The 17,663-nt window shown below is 63.0% G+C and carries 18 protein-coding genes and 1 tRNA gene; 8 read left to right on the top strand and 11 right to left on the bottom strand.

Features of this window, described 5'->3' with window-relative positions; translation table 11 throughout:
- The first annotated feature begins 41 nt into the window (after window positions 1-41).
- The gene (locus GHT07_RS01720) at window positions 42-1,970 is read left to right on the top strand and encodes a peptidylprolyl isomerase (protein WP_153583310.1); all 1,929 of its coding nucleotides are present in this window, start codon (window positions 42-44) and stop codon (window positions 1,968-1,970) included.
- 81 nt (window positions 1,971-2,051) lie between these two features.
- On the opposite strand, the gene GHT07_RS01715 is transcribed toward GHT07_RS01720, so the two are convergent.
- Window positions 2,052-2,127: transfer RNA gene (locus GHT07_RS01715), tRNA-His, on the bottom strand.
- Between the two features lie 62 nt (window positions 2,128-2,189).
- Window positions 2,190-3,164, bottom strand: coding sequence for an NADPH:quinone oxidoreductase family protein (locus GHT07_RS01710; protein WP_153583309.1), 975 nt, complete (start codon window positions 3,162-3,164; stop codon window positions 2,190-2,192).
- Between the two features lie 115 nt (window positions 3,165-3,279).
- On the opposite strand from GHT07_RS01710, the gene surE reads away from it, so the two are divergent.
- The 6 genes from surE to rlmD are packed head-to-tail and all read left to right on the top strand — an operon-like array spanning window position 3,280 to window position 9,002.
- Window positions 3,280-4,035, top strand: a complete 756-nt coding sequence (gene surE / locus GHT07_RS01705; RefSeq protein WP_153583308.1) for a 5'/3'-nucleotidase SurE — start codon at window positions 3,280-3,282, stop codon at window positions 4,033-4,035.
- Window positions 4,035-4,793 carry a protein-L-isoaspartate(D-aspartate) O-methyltransferase gene (locus tag GHT07_RS01700; RefSeq protein WP_153583307.1) on the top strand — a complete coding sequence of 253 codons (759 nt, stop codon included), beginning with the start codon at window positions 4,035-4,037 and terminating at the stop codon, window positions 4,791-4,793. Before surE ends, GHT07_RS01700 begins: the two co-directional genes overlap by 1 nt.
- A 22-nt stretch (window positions 4,794-4,815) precedes the next feature.
- On the top strand, window positions 4,816-5,715 hold the full coding sequence (locus tag GHT07_RS01695) for a peptidoglycan DD-metalloendopeptidase family protein (protein WP_153583384.1): 900 nt from the start codon (window positions 4,816-4,818) through the stop codon (window positions 5,713-5,715).
- 2 nt (window positions 5,716-5,717) lie between these two features.
- Complete coding sequence (locus GHT07_RS01690; protein ID WP_153583306.1) at window positions 5,718-6,689, top strand: sigma-70 family RNA polymerase sigma factor; 972 nt, start codon at window positions 5,718-5,720, stop codon at window positions 6,687-6,689.
- A 19-nt stretch (window positions 6,690-6,708) separates the two neighbouring features.
- Entirely contained in the window at window positions 6,709-7,494 is a 786-nt protein-coding gene (locus GHT07_RS01685; protein WP_153583305.1) for a 3'-5' exonuclease, read from the top strand.
- Window positions 7,495-7,535: 41 nt separating this feature from the next.
- On the top strand, window positions 7,536-9,002 hold the full coding sequence (gene rlmD, locus GHT07_RS01680; RefSeq protein WP_153583304.1) for a 23S rRNA (uracil(1939)-C(5))-methyltransferase RlmD: 1,467 nt from the start codon (window positions 7,536-7,538) through the stop codon (window positions 9,000-9,002).
- A gap of 70 nt (window positions 9,003-9,072) precedes the next feature.
- On the opposite strand, the gene GHT07_RS01675 is transcribed toward rlmD, so the two are convergent.
- Window positions 9,073-9,762, bottom strand: coding sequence for a Bax inhibitor-1/YccA family protein (locus GHT07_RS01675; protein ID WP_153583303.1), 690 nt, complete (start codon window positions 9,760-9,762; stop codon window positions 9,073-9,075).
- 143 nt (window positions 9,763-9,905) lie between these two features.
- Between GHT07_RS01675 and GHT07_RS01670 the strand changes: the two genes are divergently transcribed.
- Window positions 9,906-10,313: a GlcG/HbpS family heme-binding protein gene (locus tag GHT07_RS01670; RefSeq protein ID WP_153583302.1), complete on the top strand. Its 408-nt coding sequence runs from the start codon at window positions 9,906-9,908 to the stop codon at window positions 10,311-10,313.
- Between the two features lie 15 nt (window positions 10,314-10,328).
- Here the strand turns inward: GHT07_RS01670 and GHT07_RS01665 are convergent, their stop codons facing one another.
- The 8 genes from GHT07_RS01665 to ahpF form a co-directional block, all read right to left on the bottom strand.
- Window positions 10,329-10,742, bottom strand: a complete 414-nt coding sequence (locus GHT07_RS01665; protein WP_153583301.1) for an ExbD/TolR family protein — start codon at window positions 10,740-10,742, stop codon at window positions 10,329-10,331.
- Window positions 10,743-10,745: 3 nt separating this feature from the next.
- Window positions 10,746-11,465 carry a MotA/TolQ/ExbB proton channel family protein gene (locus GHT07_RS01660; RefSeq protein WP_153583300.1) on the bottom strand — a complete coding sequence of 240 codons (720 nt, stop codon included), beginning with the start codon at window positions 11,463-11,465 and terminating at the stop codon, window positions 10,746-10,748.
- Window positions 11,466-11,476: 11 nt separating this feature from the next.
- Complete coding sequence (locus GHT07_RS01655) at window positions 11,477-12,166, bottom strand: energy transducer TonB (RefSeq protein WP_323740734.1); 690 nt, start codon at window positions 12,164-12,166, stop codon at window positions 11,477-11,479.
- A gap of 29 nt (window positions 12,167-12,195) precedes the next feature.
- A complete protein-coding gene (locus tag GHT07_RS01650) occupies window positions 12,196-12,759 on the bottom strand; it encodes a cytochrome b/b6 domain-containing protein (RefSeq protein ID WP_323740733.1) in 564 nt (187 codons plus the stop codon).
- On the bottom strand, window positions 12,756-13,028 hold the full coding sequence (locus GHT07_RS01645) for a PepSY domain-containing protein (protein WP_153583299.1): 273 nt from the start codon (window positions 13,026-13,028) through the stop codon (window positions 12,756-12,758). Before GHT07_RS01645 ends, GHT07_RS01650 begins: the two co-directional genes overlap by 4 nt.
- A 37-nt stretch (window positions 13,029-13,065) precedes the next feature.
- On the bottom strand, window positions 13,066-13,752 hold the full coding sequence (locus tag GHT07_RS01640; protein ID WP_153583298.1) for a Fe2+-dependent dioxygenase: 687 nt from the start codon (window positions 13,750-13,752) through the stop codon (window positions 13,066-13,068).
- A 12-nt stretch (window positions 13,753-13,764) separates the two neighbouring features.
- A complete protein-coding gene (locus tag GHT07_RS01635; protein ID WP_323740732.1) occupies window positions 13,765-16,011 on the bottom strand; it encodes a TonB-dependent receptor in 2,247 nt (748 codons plus the stop codon).
- A gap of 88 nt (window positions 16,012-16,099) precedes the next feature.
- Window positions 16,100-17,662 (bottom strand): alkyl hydroperoxide reductase subunit F, encoded by a 1,563-nt coding sequence (ahpF, locus tag GHT07_RS01630; protein ID WP_153583297.1) that lies wholly within the window; start codon window positions 17,660-17,662, stop codon window positions 16,100-16,102.
- Between the last annotated feature and the right edge of the window lies 1 nt (window position 17,663).

Raw genomic sequence — 17,663 nt, 5'->3', positions numbered from 1 at the left:
TTGTTCGCCTTTTTATTTTTTTAAAGACTCTCGGGTAGCGCATGTTCGATTTCGTTCGCAAGCACATGAAGGTCATGCAGTTCCTGCTGTTCCTGCTGATCGTGCCTTCATTTCTGGTCGTCGGCGTCAGTGGCTACAACAGCATGCAGGACAAGGGCGAGGTGGTCGCCAAGGTCGATGGCGTTGGCATCACCCAGGCCGAATGGGATGCAGCCCACAAGCAGGAAGTCGAGCGCATTCGCCAGCGCATGCCGCAGATCGACATCAAGCTGCTCGACTCACCGAGCGCGAGGTACGCCACGCTTGAACGCATGATCCGCGACCGCGTGGTCTCCGCAGCCGCTGGCAACGCACACCTCATGACGACAGACCAGCGGCTGGCGCGCGAGCTGCAGTCGAATCCGGCGATCGCATCGCTGCGCGGCGCCGACGGCAAGCTCGACATGGCAAGGTATCGCGCGTTGGTCGCGCAACGCGGCCAGACCCCTGAAATGTTCGAAGCCGAGGTGCGCGCGGACCTGTCGGCCCGCCAGCTGCTCGCAGGCGTGGGCAATTCGAGCTTCGCGACCGTTGCACAAGCTGCGCCCACCGTCAATGCCTTCTTCGAGAAGCGCGAAGTGCAGATCACGCGCTTTGCTCCGGCGGACTTCGCCGAGCGCGTCAAGCCGACCGATGCCGACCTGGATGCTTTCTACAAGGCCAACCCATCGATGTTCCAGGCGCCCGAGCAGGCGAGCGTCGAATACGTCGTGCTTGATCTGGATACGGTCAAGAAGGGGATTTCCGTCAATGAGGCGGACCTCAAGAGCTACTACGAGCAGAACATCGCCAAGAACACCAGGGCCGAAGAGCGCCGCGCCAGCCATATTCTCGTGGGGGTGGACAAGGCGGCGCCAGCTGCTGACCGTGCCAAGGCGAAGGCCAAGGCCGAAGAGCTGCTGGCAGCCGTGAAGAAGAACCCCGAGAGCTTTGCAGAGCTGGCCAAGAAGAATTCGGACGACAAGGGCTCCGGCGCCAATGGCGGCGACCTGGACTTCTTCACGCGCGGCGCGATGGTCAAGCCGTTCGAAGACGCTGCGTTCTCGATGAAAAAGGGCGACATCGTTGGCCCCGTCGAGTCGGATTTCGGCTTCCATGTCATCAAGCTGACGGACATCAAGGAGTCCAAGCAGAAGACGTACGACGAGATGAAAGCCGAGCTCGAAGGTGACCTGAAGAAGCAGCAGGCGCAGCAGCAGTTCGGCGCGGCGGCCGATTCGTTCACGAACCTCGTCTACGAGCAGGCGGACAGCCTCAAGCCCGCGGCTGACAAACTCAAGCTGGAGATCAAGACGGCCACTGGTGTTGCAAGAACCCCCGCCCCCAATGCCACCGGCCCGCTCGCCAATCCGAAGTTCCTCGCCGCTTTGTTCTCGCCGGACAGCACCGCGAAGAAGCGCAATACCGAAGCCATGGAGATTGCGCCCGGCGTGATGGTGTCGGGCCGGATTTCGCAGTACACACCTGCACGCACGCTCCCATTCGCCGATGTGAAAGACAAGGTGCGTGACCGCCTGATCGAGACGCGCGCTGCAGAGCTGGCGAAGGAAGAGGGCATCAAGCGCCTCGCCGCCTGGAAAGCTGATCCAGCGAAGGCGCAGATGCAGCCGGCCGTTGTCATCTCGCGCCAGGAACCTGGGCAGATGCTGCCCGCGGTGGTCGATGCAGCCATGCGCACCGACCCTGTCACGCTGCCTTCCTGGACGGGCGTAGAGCTGGGTGCCGGCGGCTACGTGGTCGTCAAGGTCACGAAGGTGCTCGCGCGTGACACGCCGACGCCTGAGGCCGCCAAGCGCGAGCGCGACCAGTACGCGCAGTGGTGGTCGTCCGCTGAGACGGTGGCTTACTTCAACTTGCTCAAAGAGCGGCTGAAAGTGCAGATCAAGGTGCCCAAGCCCGCGCCGACGGAAGGGCCTGAGGCGTTGAACTGACTCGCACCATTGATGCGCTGAACCTTCCGGCTCGACCAAACAAAAAGCCCGCAACTTTCGTTGCGGGCTTTTTTCATTTTCTGGGGTGGCTGATGGGGCTCGAACCCACGACAACAGGAATCACAATCCTGGACTCTACCAACTGAGCTACAGCCACCGTATTGGCCGTGATTATAGCGGGTCGCACTCGCGCACTGGCGGGCGCGGTGGCCTTCGGCCTCAGTTCACCATCACGAGCTTGCCCTTGACGCCGCGCGAGCCCATGTGGGCGTAGGCCGCCTTGAGCTCGGACATGGGCATGGTGCTGTCGATCACCGGCTTGATCTTGCCCTGTGCGTACCAGCCAGCCAGCTCGGCCATCATCGCGGCGTTGGCCTTGGGCTCTCGCCGCGCGAAATCGCCCCAGAACACGCCGACCAGCGAAGCGCCCTTGAGCAGTGTCAGGTTCAATGGCAGCGAGGGAATCGGTCCGGAGGCAAAGCCCACGACAAGGTAGCGGCCACGCCACGCAATGGAGCGGAAGGCAGGTTCAGCGAAGTCGCCGCCGACGGAGTCGTAGATGACGTCGGGGCCTTTGCCATCTGTTGCCGCCTTGATCGCATCGCGCAGCGATTCTTTCGTGTAGTTGATGGTGGCGTCCGCGCCGATCGACTTGCACAGTTCGCACTTTTCGTCGGTCGAGGCGGCGGCGATCACTCGGGCGCCAAGCGTCTTCGCGATCTGGATGGCTGCCGTGCCGACTCCGCCCGCTGCGCCCAGCACCAGCACGGTCTCACCGGCCTTGAGCTGGCCGCGGTCGACCAGCGCATGATGCGATGTCGCGTAGATCATGATGAAGGCGGCCGCATCGACATGCGGGAAGCCCGGCGGCAGTGGCATGCACAGCGCGGCCGGTGCGATGGTGTGGGTGCCGAAGCCGCCCGTGCCCGAAAGGCACGCAACACTCTGGCCGACCTTGAGATGGGTGACGCCTTCGCCCACCGCTGCGACAACACCTGCGTATTCGGAGCCCGGGACGAAGGGCAGGGCCGGCTTCATCTGGTACTTGTTCTGCACGATGAGCAGGTCAGGAAAGTTCAGGCTCGCGGCCTTGATCTCGATGAGTACTTCGCTTGCCTTGGGCTGCGGCGTGGGGATCTCTTTCCATTGAAGCGCATCGACGCCAACGGGGTTCTCGCAAAGCCATGCATGCATGTGAAGTTCCTGCTTGTTCGGTTGGCGCAAATCATAGGCCTGCGCGCGCAGCCCCAATGTCCCAGCCGCGACGAGGCGAGCTCATGCAGTCCTACAATCGCAGCGAAACCCCCCAATGAAAATCCTACTCTCCAATGACGACGGCTACCAGGCGCCGGGCCTGGCAGCCTTGTACGAAGCGATTCATGACCTGGGCGACGTCCAGGTCATTGCACCCGAGCACAACAACAGCGCGAAATCGAACGCACTATCGCTGCACACGCCGCTGTATGTTCACAAGTCGCACCTGGGCTTTCACTACGTCAACGGCACGCCCGCAGACTGCGTGCATGTCGCGCTCACCGGGTATCTCGGCTACAAGCCCGACCTGGTCGTCAGCGGCATCAACAATGGCGCCAACATGGGCGACGACACGATTTATTCGGGCACTGTCGGCGCGGCAATGGAGGGCTACCTGTTCGGTGTGCCGGCCATTGCGTTCTCGCAAACCCAGAAGGGCTGGGCACATATCGATTCGGCCGCGCGCAAGGCACGCGACCTCGTCCGGCTGGTGATCGAAAAGCACCTGGCCGATCAGCAGGTGTGGCTGCTGAACGTGAATATCCCGAATCTGCCGTACGACGAATTGAAGCCGTTCAAGGTTTGCAGGCTGGGGCGCCGTCACGCTGCAGAAAAGGTGATTCCGCAGTCGAGCCCGCACGGCGAGACGATGTACTGGATCGGCAATGCAGGCGCAGCGAAAGACGGCGCCGAAGGCACTGACTTCCATGCCACGGCGCAAGGCCACGTGTCGATAACGCCGCTGCAGGTTGACCTTACCGACCACACCGCGCTGGCCGCATGGTCGCAAGCTGCAAAGGCGCTTGGCTGATGATCAAGCGGCCGGGCTTTCCTGCACGCCTCGACCTGGGGCCGGCGCAGGCGCGGCCGGTGCGAGCGAAGCCGGTGGGCACAGCACTATCACCGGGCGGCATTGGCCTTGATTCGCAAGCAGTGCGTGCGCGCATGGTGCAGAAGCTGGCAGCGCAGGGCATCACCGATGCGCAAGTGCTCGCAGCGATGGGTGCAATTGAGCGCCATCGCTTCGTTGATAGCGCACTTGTGAACCAGGCTTACGAAGACACCAGCCTGCCGATTGGCCTTGGTCAGACGATCTCCAAGCCGAACGTTGTCGCACGCATGATCGAGTTGCTGTTGGGCGCGAAGAAGGAGCCATCAGGCAAGCTGGGCCGCGTGCTGGAAATCGGCACCGGATGCGGCTACCAGGCGGCGGTGTTGAGCGTGGTCGCCACTGAGGTGTACAGCATCGAACGCCTTCGTGGCCTGCATGAGAAGGCACGCGAAAACCTGCGGGCCTTTCGGCTGGCGAATGTGCATTTGCTCTTTGGTGACGGCATGGTGGGTTATGCCAAGGGCGCGCCGTACGCGGGCATCATCGCAGCCGCAGGCGGCGAGGCCATCCCGCAGGCGTGGGTGGATCAATTGGCGGTGGGTGGGCGCATCGTTGCACCGACGGTCATGGCCAATGGCAAACAGGCCCTTGTCGTGCTTGAGAAAACGCCTCGCGAATTGAAACAAACTGTGCTTGAGGCGGTTCACTTTGTCCCCCTAAAATCGGGCATCGCTTGAACGAATGAACGAAAGAGAAAAGATGCTTGAGTTGCGCGCAACCTGGATGACGGCAGTGGCATTGGCGGTATCAGTGCTTGCTGGCTGCGCATCTTCATCGCGCGCACCTGCGCCCGTGGAAGACAGAAGCTCTTCAATGCGCGCACCATCGAGCGCAGTTGTTCCTGTCGAGGTTCCGCGCGCGGGCTTGCCAGGATCAGAGAACGCGGGCAAGCCGGGTTACTACACGGTGCACGCGGGCGACACGCTCATTCGCATCGCGCTGGAAACGGGCCAGAACTGGCGCGACATTGCGCGCTGGAACAACATCGAGAACCCCAACGTGATCGAAGTGGGGCAAGTGCTTCGCGTCGTGCCGCCCGTGGCTGCGACGACCGATAGCGGCGTTGCGACGTCGCGGCCGGTCGTAACGGGCTCGGCTGTGCCGCTTGCCAGTGCGCCAGCGTCCGCTGCCAGTGCACCCAGGCCTGCTTCCTCGGGCTCGGTGGTGGCCAGTGTTCCACCGGTAGCATCCGCAGCGCCAACCCCGGCTGCGACGGCCGGCGATGACGAAGTACCGTGGGCATGGCCGACGGCTGCGGGCACGTCCGTGATCGCGGGTTTTGACGAACAGCGCAACAAGGGGCTCGACATCACGGGCAAGCCGGGTGATGCAGTGCTTGCCTCTGCCGACGGCAAGGTGGTGTATGCCGGCGCAGGCCTGCGTGGCTATGGCAACCTGATCATCCTCAAGCACAACAACACCTATCTTTCTGCTTACGCACACAACCAGGCGTTGCTCGTGAAGGAAGACCAGTCGGTGCGCAAGGGCCAGAAGATTGCCGAGATGGGCAGCAGCGACGCTGACCGGGTCAAGCTGCACTTCGAGATTCGTCGACAGGGCAAGCCGGTCGATCCAGCCAAGTACCTTCCGGCCAGGTAGTCATGAAAAAGCGCAACGGGCACAGTGAACCTGCTGCTCCGCCTGCGCCCGATGCAATTGCGGATGAACCATCCGTTGCGCCTTCCGCCACGTCCACCGCATTCGCCGACGACTCCAGCGACACGCTGACGCTCTATCTGCGCGACATCCGCAAGACGGAGCTGTTCACGGCGCAGGAAGAGTTCGAGACGGCCACGCGTGCACGCTCAGGCGACTTCGCAGCGCGCCAATCCATGATCGAGCACAACCTGCGGCTGGTCGTCAGTATCGCCAAGGCGTATCTGGGCCGCGGCGTCCCGCTGTCGGACCTGATCGAAGAAGGCAACCTGGGCCTGATGCATGCGATCGACAAATTCGAGCCTGAACGCGGCTTTCGGTTTTCGACCTACGCCACCTGGTGGATTCGCCAGTCGGTCGAGCGCGCAGTGATGAATCAGGGCCGGGTGATCCGCCTGCCGGTCCATATCGTGCGCGAGCTGCAGCAGGTGCTGCGCGCACGCAGGACGCTGCAAGCCGATCCTGCCTTTGCTCTTGAGCGCAACACTGGCGAAGGCGAGGGCGTGCGCGTGGACGACATCGCTGCACTGCTCGGGCGCGATGTGCAGGAAGTGTCAGAGCTTCTTGCCATGGCCGAGACGCCGAAGTCGCTCGACGCTGCGATGGACCTGTCAGAGGACGCGCGCACGCTCGGCGACTCCATGGCTGATGAAGTGACGATGGACCCACCGGGGGTGACGCACAGTCATGAAGTCGGCCGCTTGCTCGACAACTGGATTGACGTGCTGTCGAGCCGCGAGAAGGAAGTTCTTGAAGGCCGCTTCGGCCTGCACGACCGCGAGCCCGAGACGCTTGAGGTGTTGAGTGAACGCCTGGGCCTCACGCGCGAGCGCATCCGCCAGATCCAGAACGAGGCGATGGTCAAACTCAAACGGCACGTGATGCGCAGCGGCATCGACAAGGCGGCGCTGTTTTAGGGCCTGCTACAGTGGCCGCATGAGCTGGCCTGTACTCGTTTTCGACATTGAATCCATTCCCGATATTGCAGGTCTTCGTGCACTGCGCAGTGAGGCCGCCTCCACCAGCGACGCCGATGTTTACGCCGCGTGGCTTGCCGAGCGCAAGGAACGCGGGCAGAGCGACTTCACCCCACTGCACCTGCAGCGCGTGCTGGTCATCAGCTGTGTGTTTCGCAATGCCGAGGGCTTGAAGATCCACTCGTTTGTCGATCGCGACAATGCGAGCGAAGGCAAAGTGATCCAGACGTTTTTCAAGACGGTGGAGCAGAAGGCGCCGCAACTTGTGAGCTGGAACGGTGGCGGGTTCGATCTTCCCGTGCTGCATTACCGGGGCCTGCGCCACGGCGTGACAGCACCGAAGTACTGGGACATGGGCGAGGACGACCGCGAGCACAAGTGGAACAACTACATCAGCCGCTATCACATGCGGCACCTCGACCTGATGGACCTGTTGGCGCTGTACCAGCCCAAGAACAATGCCCCCCTTGATGCGATGGCCAAGCTGTGCGGCTTTCCGGGAAAGCTCGGCATGGACGGCTCGCAGGTGTACCCGGCGTTCCTTGAAGGCAAGCTTGAGGAGATTCGCCGCTACTGCGAGACGGACGTGATGAACACGTATCTCGTTTATTGCCGCTTCCAGAAGATGCGCGGCGGGCTGACCGAGGCCGAGTACGAACAGGAAATCGCGATGGTCAAGCAAACGCTCGGCGAGCTCGCGCAGTTCGAGCCGCATTGGAGTGAGTATCTTGCCGCCTGGGCGTGAGCCGGCAAAAGGCGTTGCTTGCGCCCTGAGACAATCGGGGCATGTCAGAAGAAGTCGAAATTGAATTGAAAGCCCCGGCCTTGCCGGAGGCGACAGGTCCGGCCTTGCCTGAAATGACGAGTCTGGCCTTGCCCGAGGGCTGGCTGCGCGTCGATGGCCTCGACCTTGAGGCGCAAGGTGTCGCACGGCGGGCAGACGGCAAAGTTGTCTTCATCGAAGGTGCCTTGCCCTTCGAAGTGGTGAGTGCCCGTGTGAACCGGCGCAAGAACAACTGGGAACAGGCCACGCTCACCGAGATGCATCGCGAGTCATCGCAGCGCGTGCGCCCGCAGTGCCCGCACTTCGGCCTTCACGACGGCGCGTGCGGCGGCTGCAAGATGCAGCATCTGCATGTGGGCGCGCAAGTGGCCAGCAAGCAGCGTGTTCTTGAGGACAACCTGTGGCATCTCGCGAAGGTCAAGGCCGACATGGTCGTGCGCCCTATAGAGGGGCCGGCGTGGGGCTATCGCTGGCGCGCCCGCTTTTCAGTGCGGCATGTACACAAGAAGGGCGCTGTGCTGATCGGCTTTCACGAGCGCAAGAGCCGCTACGTCGCCGACATGCGCGAGTGCCACGTCATTCCGCAGCACGTGAGTGACTTGCTGCTGCCGCTTCGTGCCCTGATCGGCTCCATGGATGCGATCGAGACTTGCCCGCAGATCGAACTGGCCTGCGGTGACGACGTCACAGCGCTGGTGTTGCGCCACCTTGAACCGCTCAGTGAAGGCGACATCGCCAAGCTTCGCGCCTTTGCGGCGCAGCATGCCGATATCGGCGTCCAGTGGTGGCTGCAGGCGAAGGGGCCGGACACGGTCAAGCTGCTGGATACGCCTGTGCGGGCACTGTCGTACGCGTTGCCCGAATACGGCATCACGATGCCTTTCAAGCCGACGGACTTCACGCAGGTCAATCCGCACATCAATCGCGTTCTGGTGTCGCGCGCACTGAGATTTCTGGGTGCGACGAGGCAAGAGCGTGTGATCGACTGGTTTTGTGGCCTGGGCAACTTCACGCTGCCTATCGCGACGATGGCCGGTGAGGTGCTGGGCATCGAGGGCAGCGAGTCGCTGGTCGCCCGTTCACGCGAGAACCTTGAGTGCAACCGCGCCGCTGCTCGCGCACAAGCGCCGTTCGGCAAGGTCGAGTTCGCCGCGCGCAATCTGTTCGAAATGACGCCCGAGCTGCTGGTGGCAGATGGATTCGCCGACCGCTGGCTGGTCGATCCACCGCGCGAAGGTGCATTCGCGCTGGTCAAAGCGCTGGCCGAGCTGCATGCGCAGCCCCAGATGCGCGGCGCGTGGCAGCCGCCGAAACGCATCGTCTACGTGAGCTGCAATCCGGCGACGCTCGCGCGCGATGCCGGCCTGCTCGTGCATCAGGCTGGCTACCGCTGTTCCGCCGCTGGCGTGGTGAACATGTTCCCGCACACGGCGCATGTGGAGTCGATCGCAGTGTTCGATCTGCAGTAAGCCGGCAACAGCAAAAAGGGGCCCGAGGGCCCCTTTCTGTGTGCTGCGCCGGACGACGCGCGAAACAGCGTCAGTCGCGCTGGCCGCCAGCGATGCCCAGCAAGGCCAGCAGGCTCTGGAACACATTGAAGAGGTCCAGGTACAGCGCGAGCGTGGCGCTGATGTAGTTCGTCTCGCCGCCATCAAGAATCTGCTTCAGGTCGTACAGCATGTACGCGCTGAAGATGCCGATGGCCATCACGCTGATCACCATCATGCCGGCCGTGGAGCCAATGAACACGTTGATGATGCCGCCGATCATGATCGCCAGCGCGCCGACGAAGAGCCACTTGCCCATGCCGGAGAGGTCGCGCTTGATCACCGAGGCGAGGCTCGCCATCACGAAGAACACGCCCGCCGTGCCGCCAAAGGCCGTCATGATCAGGCTCGGGCCATTGCTGAAGCCCAGCACCGCCGTGATCAGGCGCGACAGCATCAGGCCCATGAAGAACGTGAAGCCGAGCAACACGGGAACGCCGGCTGCCGAATTCTTTGTTTTCTCGATGGCGAACATGAAGCCGAAAGCACCGGCGAGGAAGACGATCAGGCCGAGGCCGCCCGTCAGGCCGATCACGATCCCCGTGGCTACGCCGACCCATGCGCCGAGAACCGTTGGCACCATGCTCAAGGCAAGGAGCCAGTAGGTGTTGCGCATCACCTTGTTGCGATTGTCCGCGCCAACGGCATAGCCGTAGTCGACGGTCTGGACGTTTTCACTCATGGTCAGCACTCCTTTTGCAGATAGCCGTTAGATGGGCGCATTCTAGGTTGGTTCAAGTCCCGGGCAATGCGCATGTCCGCAGCTTTGTACGGGCTTTGCGGCAGTATGCTTGGAGCCTTCAAAGACCAACGAGTTCCCACGCCATGAATTCCAAGCCCTTTCTCGACCTGGCCGACCTCAAGGCCATGGCTGCCGCCGCAGAAGCAGAGGCCATCAAGAACAAGTGGGCCGTCACGATTGCCATCGTGGACGACGGCGGGCATCTGCTTTGGCTGCAACGCCTGGACGGTGCGGCGCCCATCTCCGCCCACATCGCGCCGGCCAAAGCCAATACCGCAGCCGTGGGCAGGCGCGAGAGCCGCGTCTACGAGGAGATGATCAATGGCGGCCGCGTGTCGTTCCTGAGCGCGCCCGATCTCGCCGGCATGCTGGAAGGCGGCGTGCCCATCATGAAGGACGGGCAGTGCCTGGGCGCCATTGGCGTGAGCGGCGTGAAGTCCACGGAAGACGCGCAGATCGCCAGGGCGGGCATCGCTGCCATCGGCCTCTAGCGGGCGCATTGCCGGTTACTCCGGCCTGGGTTCGGTGATGAAGCCGATCTTTCGCAGGCCCGACTGCTGCGCAACTGCCATGGCTTGGGCCACGCGCTCGTAGCGCACGGCCTTGTCGCCGCGGATATGAAGCTCGGGTTGCGGGTTGCGCTGCGCTTCGGTCTTCAGCGCTGCGGCCAGGTCCTGGTCATCAACGCGCTTTTCATTGAGGAAGTAGCTGCCTTGGGCATCCACCGAGAGGCGGACTGTCTCCGGTTTTGCGTCGACCACCTTGTTCGTGGCTTGCGGCAGGTCGATGTTGACCGAGTGCTGCATGACCGGAACCGTGATGATGAAGATGATCAGCAGGACCAGCATGACGTCCACCAGGGGTGTCATGTTGATCTCGTTCATGACGTCGTCGATCTCGTCCTGTGTGCCGAATGCCATGGCTCAGGCCTTCTTCAGCGCGAGGATGCGCGCCGACGAGTCGGCGGCGATCGACACTCGCGCGCCGGTGATGAAGTACGCATGCAGATCGTGCGCGAAGCGGTTGAGTTTGCCCAGCACCGACTTGTTGCCCCGCACAAGTGCGTTGTAGCCCAGCACCGCAGGGATTGCGACGGCCAGGCCAAGTGCCGTCATGATCAGCGCCTCGCCGATGGGGCCAGCCACTTTGTCGATCGTGGCCTGGCCCGCCGTGCTGATCGACAGCAGCGCGTGGTAGATGCCCCAGACGGTGCCGAAGAGCCCCACAAACGGCGCCGTCGAGCCCACCGATGCCAGCACCGCGAGGCCTGACTGGAGCCTGGCAGTCGACTCGTCGATTGAATTGCGCAGCGACCGCGTCAGCCAGTCGCTCAGATCGAGCGAGTCATGCAACTGGGGCTGCTGCGCGCGGTGGTGTGCAGTGGCCTCGCGCCCCTCGACAGCGAGTGCGCGAAACGGGTTGGTTGCATCGGTGCCCAGTTTGTGAACCCCACTGGCGAAGTCGGTGCTGTGCCAGAAGTGTTCTGTCTGGCGGGCCTGGGATGCGCAGGTGCGCAGATTCAACGCCTTGATGATGATCACCATCCAGGACGAGAGCGACATGGCAAGCAGCAGGAGCGCCGTGCCACGGGTGACGATGTCGCCGCCTGTCCAGAGGTTGATGAGGCCGAGTTGGGAATTCATGGAAATAGGACCTATTCGAGGACAAAGTTGATGGGCACGTAGGCCCACATGGTTTCGGGGACGCCCGCTCGCTTGCCCGGCACATAGCGCCATTTCATGACCGTGGCGAGGGCCGCCTGGTCGAGCCTGTCGAACCCGCTGGCCTTGTACAGCTCCGCGCGTTGCGGCAGGCCGTCAGGGCCGATCAGCACACGGACGATGACGCTGCCTTGTTCGCCCAGGCGCTTGCTCAATGGCGGGTAGGCCGGCTTCGGGTTCTGGAGGTATTCGGCACTGGTGGATGGCAGTTCCACGCGCGCGGGAGCAGGCGAGGGCGCAGGAGGCGCGGAGGGCGAGGACAGCACTGAGGCATTGGCAGGCCCGGCCGCTGTCGTATTCATCGGCACTGCCGGTTCAGGTGAAGCGGTGACTGCGTTCGGTGCGGGCTCAGCGCGTGGGATGGCGACTGGCAGGGGCGTTGCAGCGGGCGCTGCCTTCGCGGGTGGCGGCGACGGTGCGCGCAGTTGCGCCTGTGATTCGCGCGATTCGCTCTTGGGCTGCGGCGGCTCGATCAGCTCGGTGAGCATGGCTACGGGCACCACCACCTCCATTGCACGCTGAAGCAAGCCGGACTGCAATGCCCAGAGCGCTGCGGCGTGAAACGCCAGCACGCCTGCGGCGATGACATAAGTTCGGTTCAGCGGTCGTTGGGCAATATGCACTGCGAATCAATCTTCAAATCCAAGTGGGGTCAAGCCACGTCGTGGGGGCCGGGTGCTCGCTTGCGGCCTGTCCACATCGACAGCACCAGGTTTTCACGGTGACGGCGACCTGTCGTCACCACGCCTGCAACGTGAGCCACTACAAGAGCGATGAGCAGCCATGCCAGCGCGTGATGAAGCCAGTCGAGCCACTCCACGCCCCAGAACATGTCGGTGTTCATCAGCCAGCCAGTCAGGCCGAGCGCTGCCACACATTGCCAGAGCGCCAATGCCATCCAGGCGCCCAGCGGGTTGTGACCGAGGTAGCGTGCTGCGTGGCCACGCAGGACCTCGCGAAAGTAGTGCCGCGTTGCACCCGGCCCGCGCACAAACTGCGCAAGCCGCGCGTAGGGGCTGCCGATTATTCCCCACGCGATGCGTGCGACGACGAGGGCGAGCGCGGCGTATCCGAATGGCTCGTGCCACCGCAGGAAGAAGTCGGAGGTGATCCATGCAGCCACGCACACGAGCGCGAGTGCCCAGTGCACCAGGCGCACGGGCCGGTCCCATACAACGACGGCTGGCGACGTGTCAGCGCCGCCGGGCGTTGTCACGGCTTCTTGACTTCGTTGACCAGCTCGAAGGTCTTGGGGTTGTAGAACTTCTCTGCACGCTTGTTGTTTTCGTCGAAGCCGTACACCTCATAGCAGCCGTTCTCGACCTTGACCTTGCGCACTTTTTTCCAGCCGTCTTTTTCCAGCTTGGCTTGCAGCGCTGTCTGCGGCTGCCACTCGGCTTTGGGCACGTCGCACTTGATGTCGCCATGCGCGAAAGCGAATGCGGGGGCGAGCGCGAGCGCTGCGAGGAGATGTCGTGTTTTCATGGGAAGGCTCCAGTCGTTGAAGAGTCAGATTGAAGAGTCAGATGTCGATCCACATCCGAAGGAGGTTGTGATACGTGCTGGTGAGCCCGATCACCGAGGGATCAGCTTCGCCCGCGCTTGAGCGCAAACGCCGAAGATGGTTGTCCATGTCGTGCAGCAGGCGGCGCTGTTCGTCGGTGCGCACCATGCTCTGGATCCAGAAGTAGCTGGCGATGCGGGCGCCCCGCGTGACGGGTTCGACACGGTGAACACTTGTCCCCGGATACAGCACCATGTCCCCGGCGGGCAGCTTCACGCGATGGCTGCCGAAGGTGTCTTCGATCACGAGTTCGCCGCCGTCGTATTCATGGGGCTCGCTGAGAAAGACGGTGCACGAGATGTCGGTTCGCACCCGCCCGGCGCCGTTTCGCAGGTAGCGCACCGCGCTGTCCACGTGATTGCCGAAACTGTTGGCGCTGCCGCCGTAGCGATTGAACAGCGGTGGCGAAACCTGCTTGGGCAGCGCTGCGGAAAAGAATGTCTCGTGGCGTTCCAGCCCGCGCAGCAGTAACTGCTGCACTTGTTGCGTCTGCTCGCATGCCTCGGGCAACTGCTCGTTGTTTTTGGCCACAGCCGACTGGCTCCCGGCGGTGATCCGGCCGTCGCCCCACGGGGCTGTCGCCAGGATGTCGCGGGCCTGCGCAACTTCAGCAGAAGTCAGGACGCCTTGGATGTGCAGCAGCATGATGGTGGTGGCTCAGTAGCGCACGCCGATTGTCGCCAGCACCTGGCGCTTCGCGCCAAGTACGGTGAAGCCGGGGTACAGCTGGTCGCCGTAGGCTTTGTTGGTCAGGTTGTTCACGTTGATCTGCGCGTACACATCGGGTGTGAATTTGTATTCCGCCATGGCATCGAAGACGGCAAAGCCTGGCACGCGCGCCGTGGTCGACGCCGCGCCGGTCGTGCCCTGCAGCGGCCGATTTTCGCTGGCGCCGTGCGCGCCCACCGCCAGGCGCAGTTCAGGCAACGCTTGGTAGCTGAGCCACACTGCGCCGGACTGCTTGGGCGTCAGGCCCACGCGCGAGCCTACTGAAGCGGCCTGGGCCGTGCCGAGCGCATCGATTTTCGCAATCGGGATCCACGTGTACGACGCATAGATTTCCCACTTGGGCGTGAGGTATCCAACCACATCGAGTTCGATGCCCGACGTATGGCGCTTGCCCGAGAGCAGGAAGGCCGTTCCGGCAAAGTCGGCATCGGTGGTGCGCTCATTGAACTTTTCTGTCCTGAAGATCGCGCCGCGCGTGGAGAGCCGCCCGCCCAGCCAGTCGAGCTTGGCGCCAAGCTCGATGTTGCGGCTCTTCTCGGGTGGCGTGCCCGCCGTTTGTGGCGTGACGAACTGGTAGGTGTCTGCCGATGTGTTGAACGAAGTGCCGTATGACACGTGATACGACTGCGAGGCCGTCGGCTGGTAGAGCACGCCGGCGCGGTAGCTCCACGGCGAGTTCGACAGGTGCGTCTTCGTGACGGTCGTCAATGCGCCATTGGCACCGGCTGCATAGGCGAGGCTTTCGAAGTCACCTTTGAAGCTGTCGTAGCGCACGCCGCCGAGCAACTTCCACACGGGTGTGAGATGGATGGTGTCCTGCGCATAGGCGCCCCATGCTTTGGCGGTGTAGTTGCTGGAGTTGCGCCACTGCGGAAACGATCCGGGGCCGGCGAGCACGGCGCCGCCGTCGGGTGTGCCGACGGTGGTCGCGGGGCGTGTTGCGAGCAGCGATCCGTTGTTCTGGAATCGATTCGCCTGCTCACGCGAGATGTCGACACCGGCCAGCAAGTCGTGGCGCATGCCGAAGGCCTCGATGCTCTTGCTGTAGTCGGCCTGTGCGTACGTGGCCTTGTAGCGGTCTTTGCGTGGCGTGAGGCCGCTGCGGGTCAGGAAGGTCGCCGGTGTCAGCGATGTGACGGCGGGTGTGCCAGCCGGGCAAGTCCCCGCAGGTGTCGGCGTCGCGCCGCATGCGCCGGCGGCCGTACTCCATTGCGCGCGGTCGAAGATGCCGCTTCGCCATTGGGCACGCAGTTCGCCGCCATTGGCAAACAGGTGCTTCCAGCTGCCGTTGACATACGTCGCTTCGCCTGTCGCGAAGTCCGATGCCGTGCCGTAGAACGCACCGGCCGCGACAGGTGCCAGGCGGCCATTCACATAGCGAACGGCCGCCATCGGTACGTTGTCATTCTTGATGGTGAACAGGCCAACGTTGAACTCATCAGGCGTGCCCAGGCCCCACGCGTAGCTCGGCGCGAAGCCGTACTTGTCTACTTTTGCGCCGCCGTTGTTGGCCTTGTTGACCATGGCGTTGATGCGAAGAGCGTTCGTCTCGCCCGTGCGCAGGTTGAAGTCCGCGGTGCTGCGGAAATAGCCGCCGGTGCCAGCCGTGCCGGTGATATCTGTCTGGTCCTGCAGCAAAGGCCTTTTCGTCACCTGGTTCACGACACCGCCAGTCGAGCCGCGGCCGAAAAGCATGGACGCCGAGCCGCGCATCACTTCGATCCGCTCCAGGTTGAACGTGTCGCGGTCGTATTGCGAGGGGTCGCGCATGCCGTCGATGAGTACGTCGCCCGTGGTGGCAATCGGGAAGCCGCGCAGCCGCACGTCCTGGTCGGTGCCGTTTTCCGTCGCGGCGAACGTGATGCCAGCCGAGTAATGAAGGGCTTGCTTGAGCGTGTCGAGCTTGACGTCGTCGATCAGCTTTTCGGTGATGACGTTGACTGATTGCGGGATGTCCCGGATGTCCTGCTCGCCCTTGCCGATGGATGTGCGCTTGGTCTGTACTGCGTCTTTGCCCTGCGGGGCCTCGGCCTTTTCCCGGATCGTGACGGGCGCCAGCGTGGATACAGGGCGCGTCTGGGCCCAGCTGCTGACCGACGCGGCAAGCATCAGGGCGCCTACGTGCAGCGACGGTGCCGTGAAGGACTGCTTTTCACCAAACTCTCTACTCGCCACGGGGGCCTCCGCCGAATTAATTTCCAGCGGCGAGTTTAACGCAAATGAGAATCTATCTCATTTGCGTTGAGAAAATATTTTCAGAAGTTCAATGAGCGGGCGCGCTCGACCGGATGAGGTGGTCGAATGCGCCCAGCGCTGCCTTGGCACCGTCGCCTGCGGCGATGATGATTTGCTTGAATGGCACGGTCGTCGCGTCGCCCGCGGCAAACACGCCGGGAATCGATGTCTGCCCCTTCGCGTCAACGATGATTTCGCCGTGGCGCGACAACTCGAGCGTGCCCTTGAGCCATTCCGTGTTCGGCACGAGCCCGATCTGCACAAACACACCTTCGAGCTCGACCTGCTTCGCTTCGCCGGTGGAGCGGTCCTTGTAGGAAAGCCCGGTGACGCGCTGGCCGTTGCCTGCAATTTCAGTCGTCTGTGCATTCACCAGCACCGTGACGTTGGCCAGGCTGCGCAACTTGCGCTGCAACACTTCATCGGCACGCAGTTTTGTGTCGAACTCGATCAGCGTGACGTGCCCGACGATGCCTGCCAGGTCGATCGCTGCTTCCACGCCCGAGTTGCCGCCGCCGATCACGGCGACGCGCTTGCCCTTGAAGAGCGGGCCGTCACAGTGCGGGCAGTACGCGACGCCCTTGTTGCGGTACTCGTGCTCACCGGGAACGTTGATATTGCGCCAGCGTGCGCCCGTCGTGACCACCACGCTCTTCGCTTTCAGCGACGCACCGCTTTCGAGCTGGATCTCGATCAGCTCGGGACCGGGAATCAGCGCCTTGGCCCGCTGCAGGTTCATGATGTCCACGTCGTATTGGCGAACATGCTCTTCGAGCGCCAGTGCGAACTTCGGCCCTTCAGTTTCTTTCACCGACACGAAGTTTTCAATGCCCATCGTGTCGAGCACCTGGCCGCCGAACCGCTCGGACGCGATGCCGGTTCGAATGCCTTTGCGCGCGGCGTACACCGCCGCTGCAGCGCCTGCAGGCCCGCCGCCGACAATCAGCACGTCGAACGGATCTTTGCCGGCGATCTTGTCGGCCTCACGCTTCACACCGCTCGTGTCGATTTTTGCGAGGATCTCTTCCAGGCTCATCCGGCCCTGGCCGAAGTGCGTTCCGTTCAGGAACACCGTGGGAACCGCCATGATCTGGCGTTCCTTGATTTCGTCCTGGAACAGCGAGCCGTCGATCATCGTCGCCTTGATGCGCGGGTTCTGGATCGCCATCAGGTTCAGTGCCTGCACGACGTCGGGGCAGTTGTGGCACGTCAGCGAGATGTAGATTTCGAAATCGAAGTCACCGTCGAGTTCGCGAATCTGCTTGAGGACCGGTTCGTCGACCTTCGGTGGGTAGCCGCCCACCTGGAGCAGCGCCAGCACGAGCGACGTGAACTCATGGCCCATCGGCAGGCCCGCGAATCGCGGCCCGTGCGAGTGGCCCTGCCGCGTGACGGCGAACGAGGGTGCGCGGTGCGGTCCACCGCGCGACTCGACCACTGTCACCAGTGGCGAGGCGTCAGAAATGTCTTTCAGCAGCGCCTGGAGCTTGGCGGAAGCCGGCGTGTCGTCAAGCGAAGCGACGAGCTCCACCGGCTGGTCGATTCGCTGGAGATACGCCGCGAGCTGCGCTTTGAGGTTGGCATCGAGCATG

This window comes from Caenimonas koreensis DSM 17982, from assembly GCF_009646335.1.
Taxonomy (GTDB): Bacteria; Pseudomonadota; Gammaproteobacteria; order Burkholderiales; family Burkholderiaceae_C; genus Ramlibacter; species Ramlibacter koreensis.
Note: the sequence above shows the minus strand (reverse complement) of the source record. Positions and strands in the feature narration are given on the sequence as shown.

Excerpts from the sequence above, each read along its gene's own strand:
- GHT07_RS01720 (WP_153583310.1), top strand. The coding sequence starts at position 42 with ATGTTCGATTTCGTTCGCAAGCACATGAAGGTCATGCAGTTCCTGCTG.
- GHT07_RS01710 (WP_153583309.1), bottom strand. The coding sequence starts at position 3,164 with ATGCATGCATGGCTTTGCGAGAACCCCGTTGGCGTCGATGCGCTTCAA.
- surE (WP_153583308.1), top strand. The coding sequence starts at position 3,280 with ATGAAAATCCTACTCTCCAATGACGACGGCTACCAGGCGCCGGGCCTG.
- GHT07_RS01700 (WP_153583307.1), top strand. The coding sequence starts at position 4,035 with ATGATCAAGCGGCCGGGCTTTCCTGCACGCCTCGACCTGGGGCCGGCG.
- GHT07_RS01695 (WP_153583384.1), top strand. The coding sequence starts at position 4,816 with ATGCTTGAGTTGCGCGCAACCTGGATGACGGCAGTGGCATTGGCGGTA.
- GHT07_RS01690 (WP_153583306.1), top strand. The coding sequence starts at position 5,718 with ATGAAAAAGCGCAACGGGCACAGTGAACCTGCTGCTCCGCCTGCGCCC.
- GHT07_RS01685 (WP_153583305.1), top strand. The coding sequence starts at position 6,709 with ATGAGCTGGCCTGTACTCGTTTTCGACATTGAATCCATTCCCGATATT.
- rlmD (WP_153583304.1), top strand. The coding sequence starts at position 7,536 with ATGTCAGAAGAAGTCGAAATTGAATTGAAAGCCCCGGCCTTGCCGGAG.
- GHT07_RS01675 (WP_153583303.1), bottom strand. The coding sequence starts at position 9,762 with ATGAGTGAAAACGTCCAGACCGTCGACTACGGCTATGCCGTTGGCGCG.
- GHT07_RS01670 (WP_153583302.1), top strand. The coding sequence starts at position 9,906 with ATGAATTCCAAGCCCTTTCTCGACCTGGCCGACCTCAAGGCCATGGCT.
- GHT07_RS01665 (WP_153583301.1), bottom strand. The coding sequence starts at position 10,742 with ATGGCATTCGGCACACAGGACGAGATCGACGACGTCATGAACGAGATC.
- GHT07_RS01660 (WP_153583300.1), bottom strand. The coding sequence starts at position 11,465 with ATGAATTCCCAACTCGGCCTCATCAACCTCTGGACAGGCGGCGACATC.
- GHT07_RS01645 (WP_153583299.1), bottom strand. The coding sequence starts at position 13,028 with ATGAAAACACGACATCTCCTCGCAGCGCTCGCGCTCGCCCCCGCATTC.
- GHT07_RS01640 (WP_153583298.1), bottom strand. The coding sequence starts at position 13,752 with ATGCTGCTGCACATCCAAGGCGTCCTGACTTCTGCTGAAGTTGCGCAG.
- ahpF (WP_153583297.1), bottom strand. The coding sequence starts at position 17,662 with ATGCTCGATGCCAACCTCAAAGCGCAGCTCGCGGCGTATCTCCAGCGA.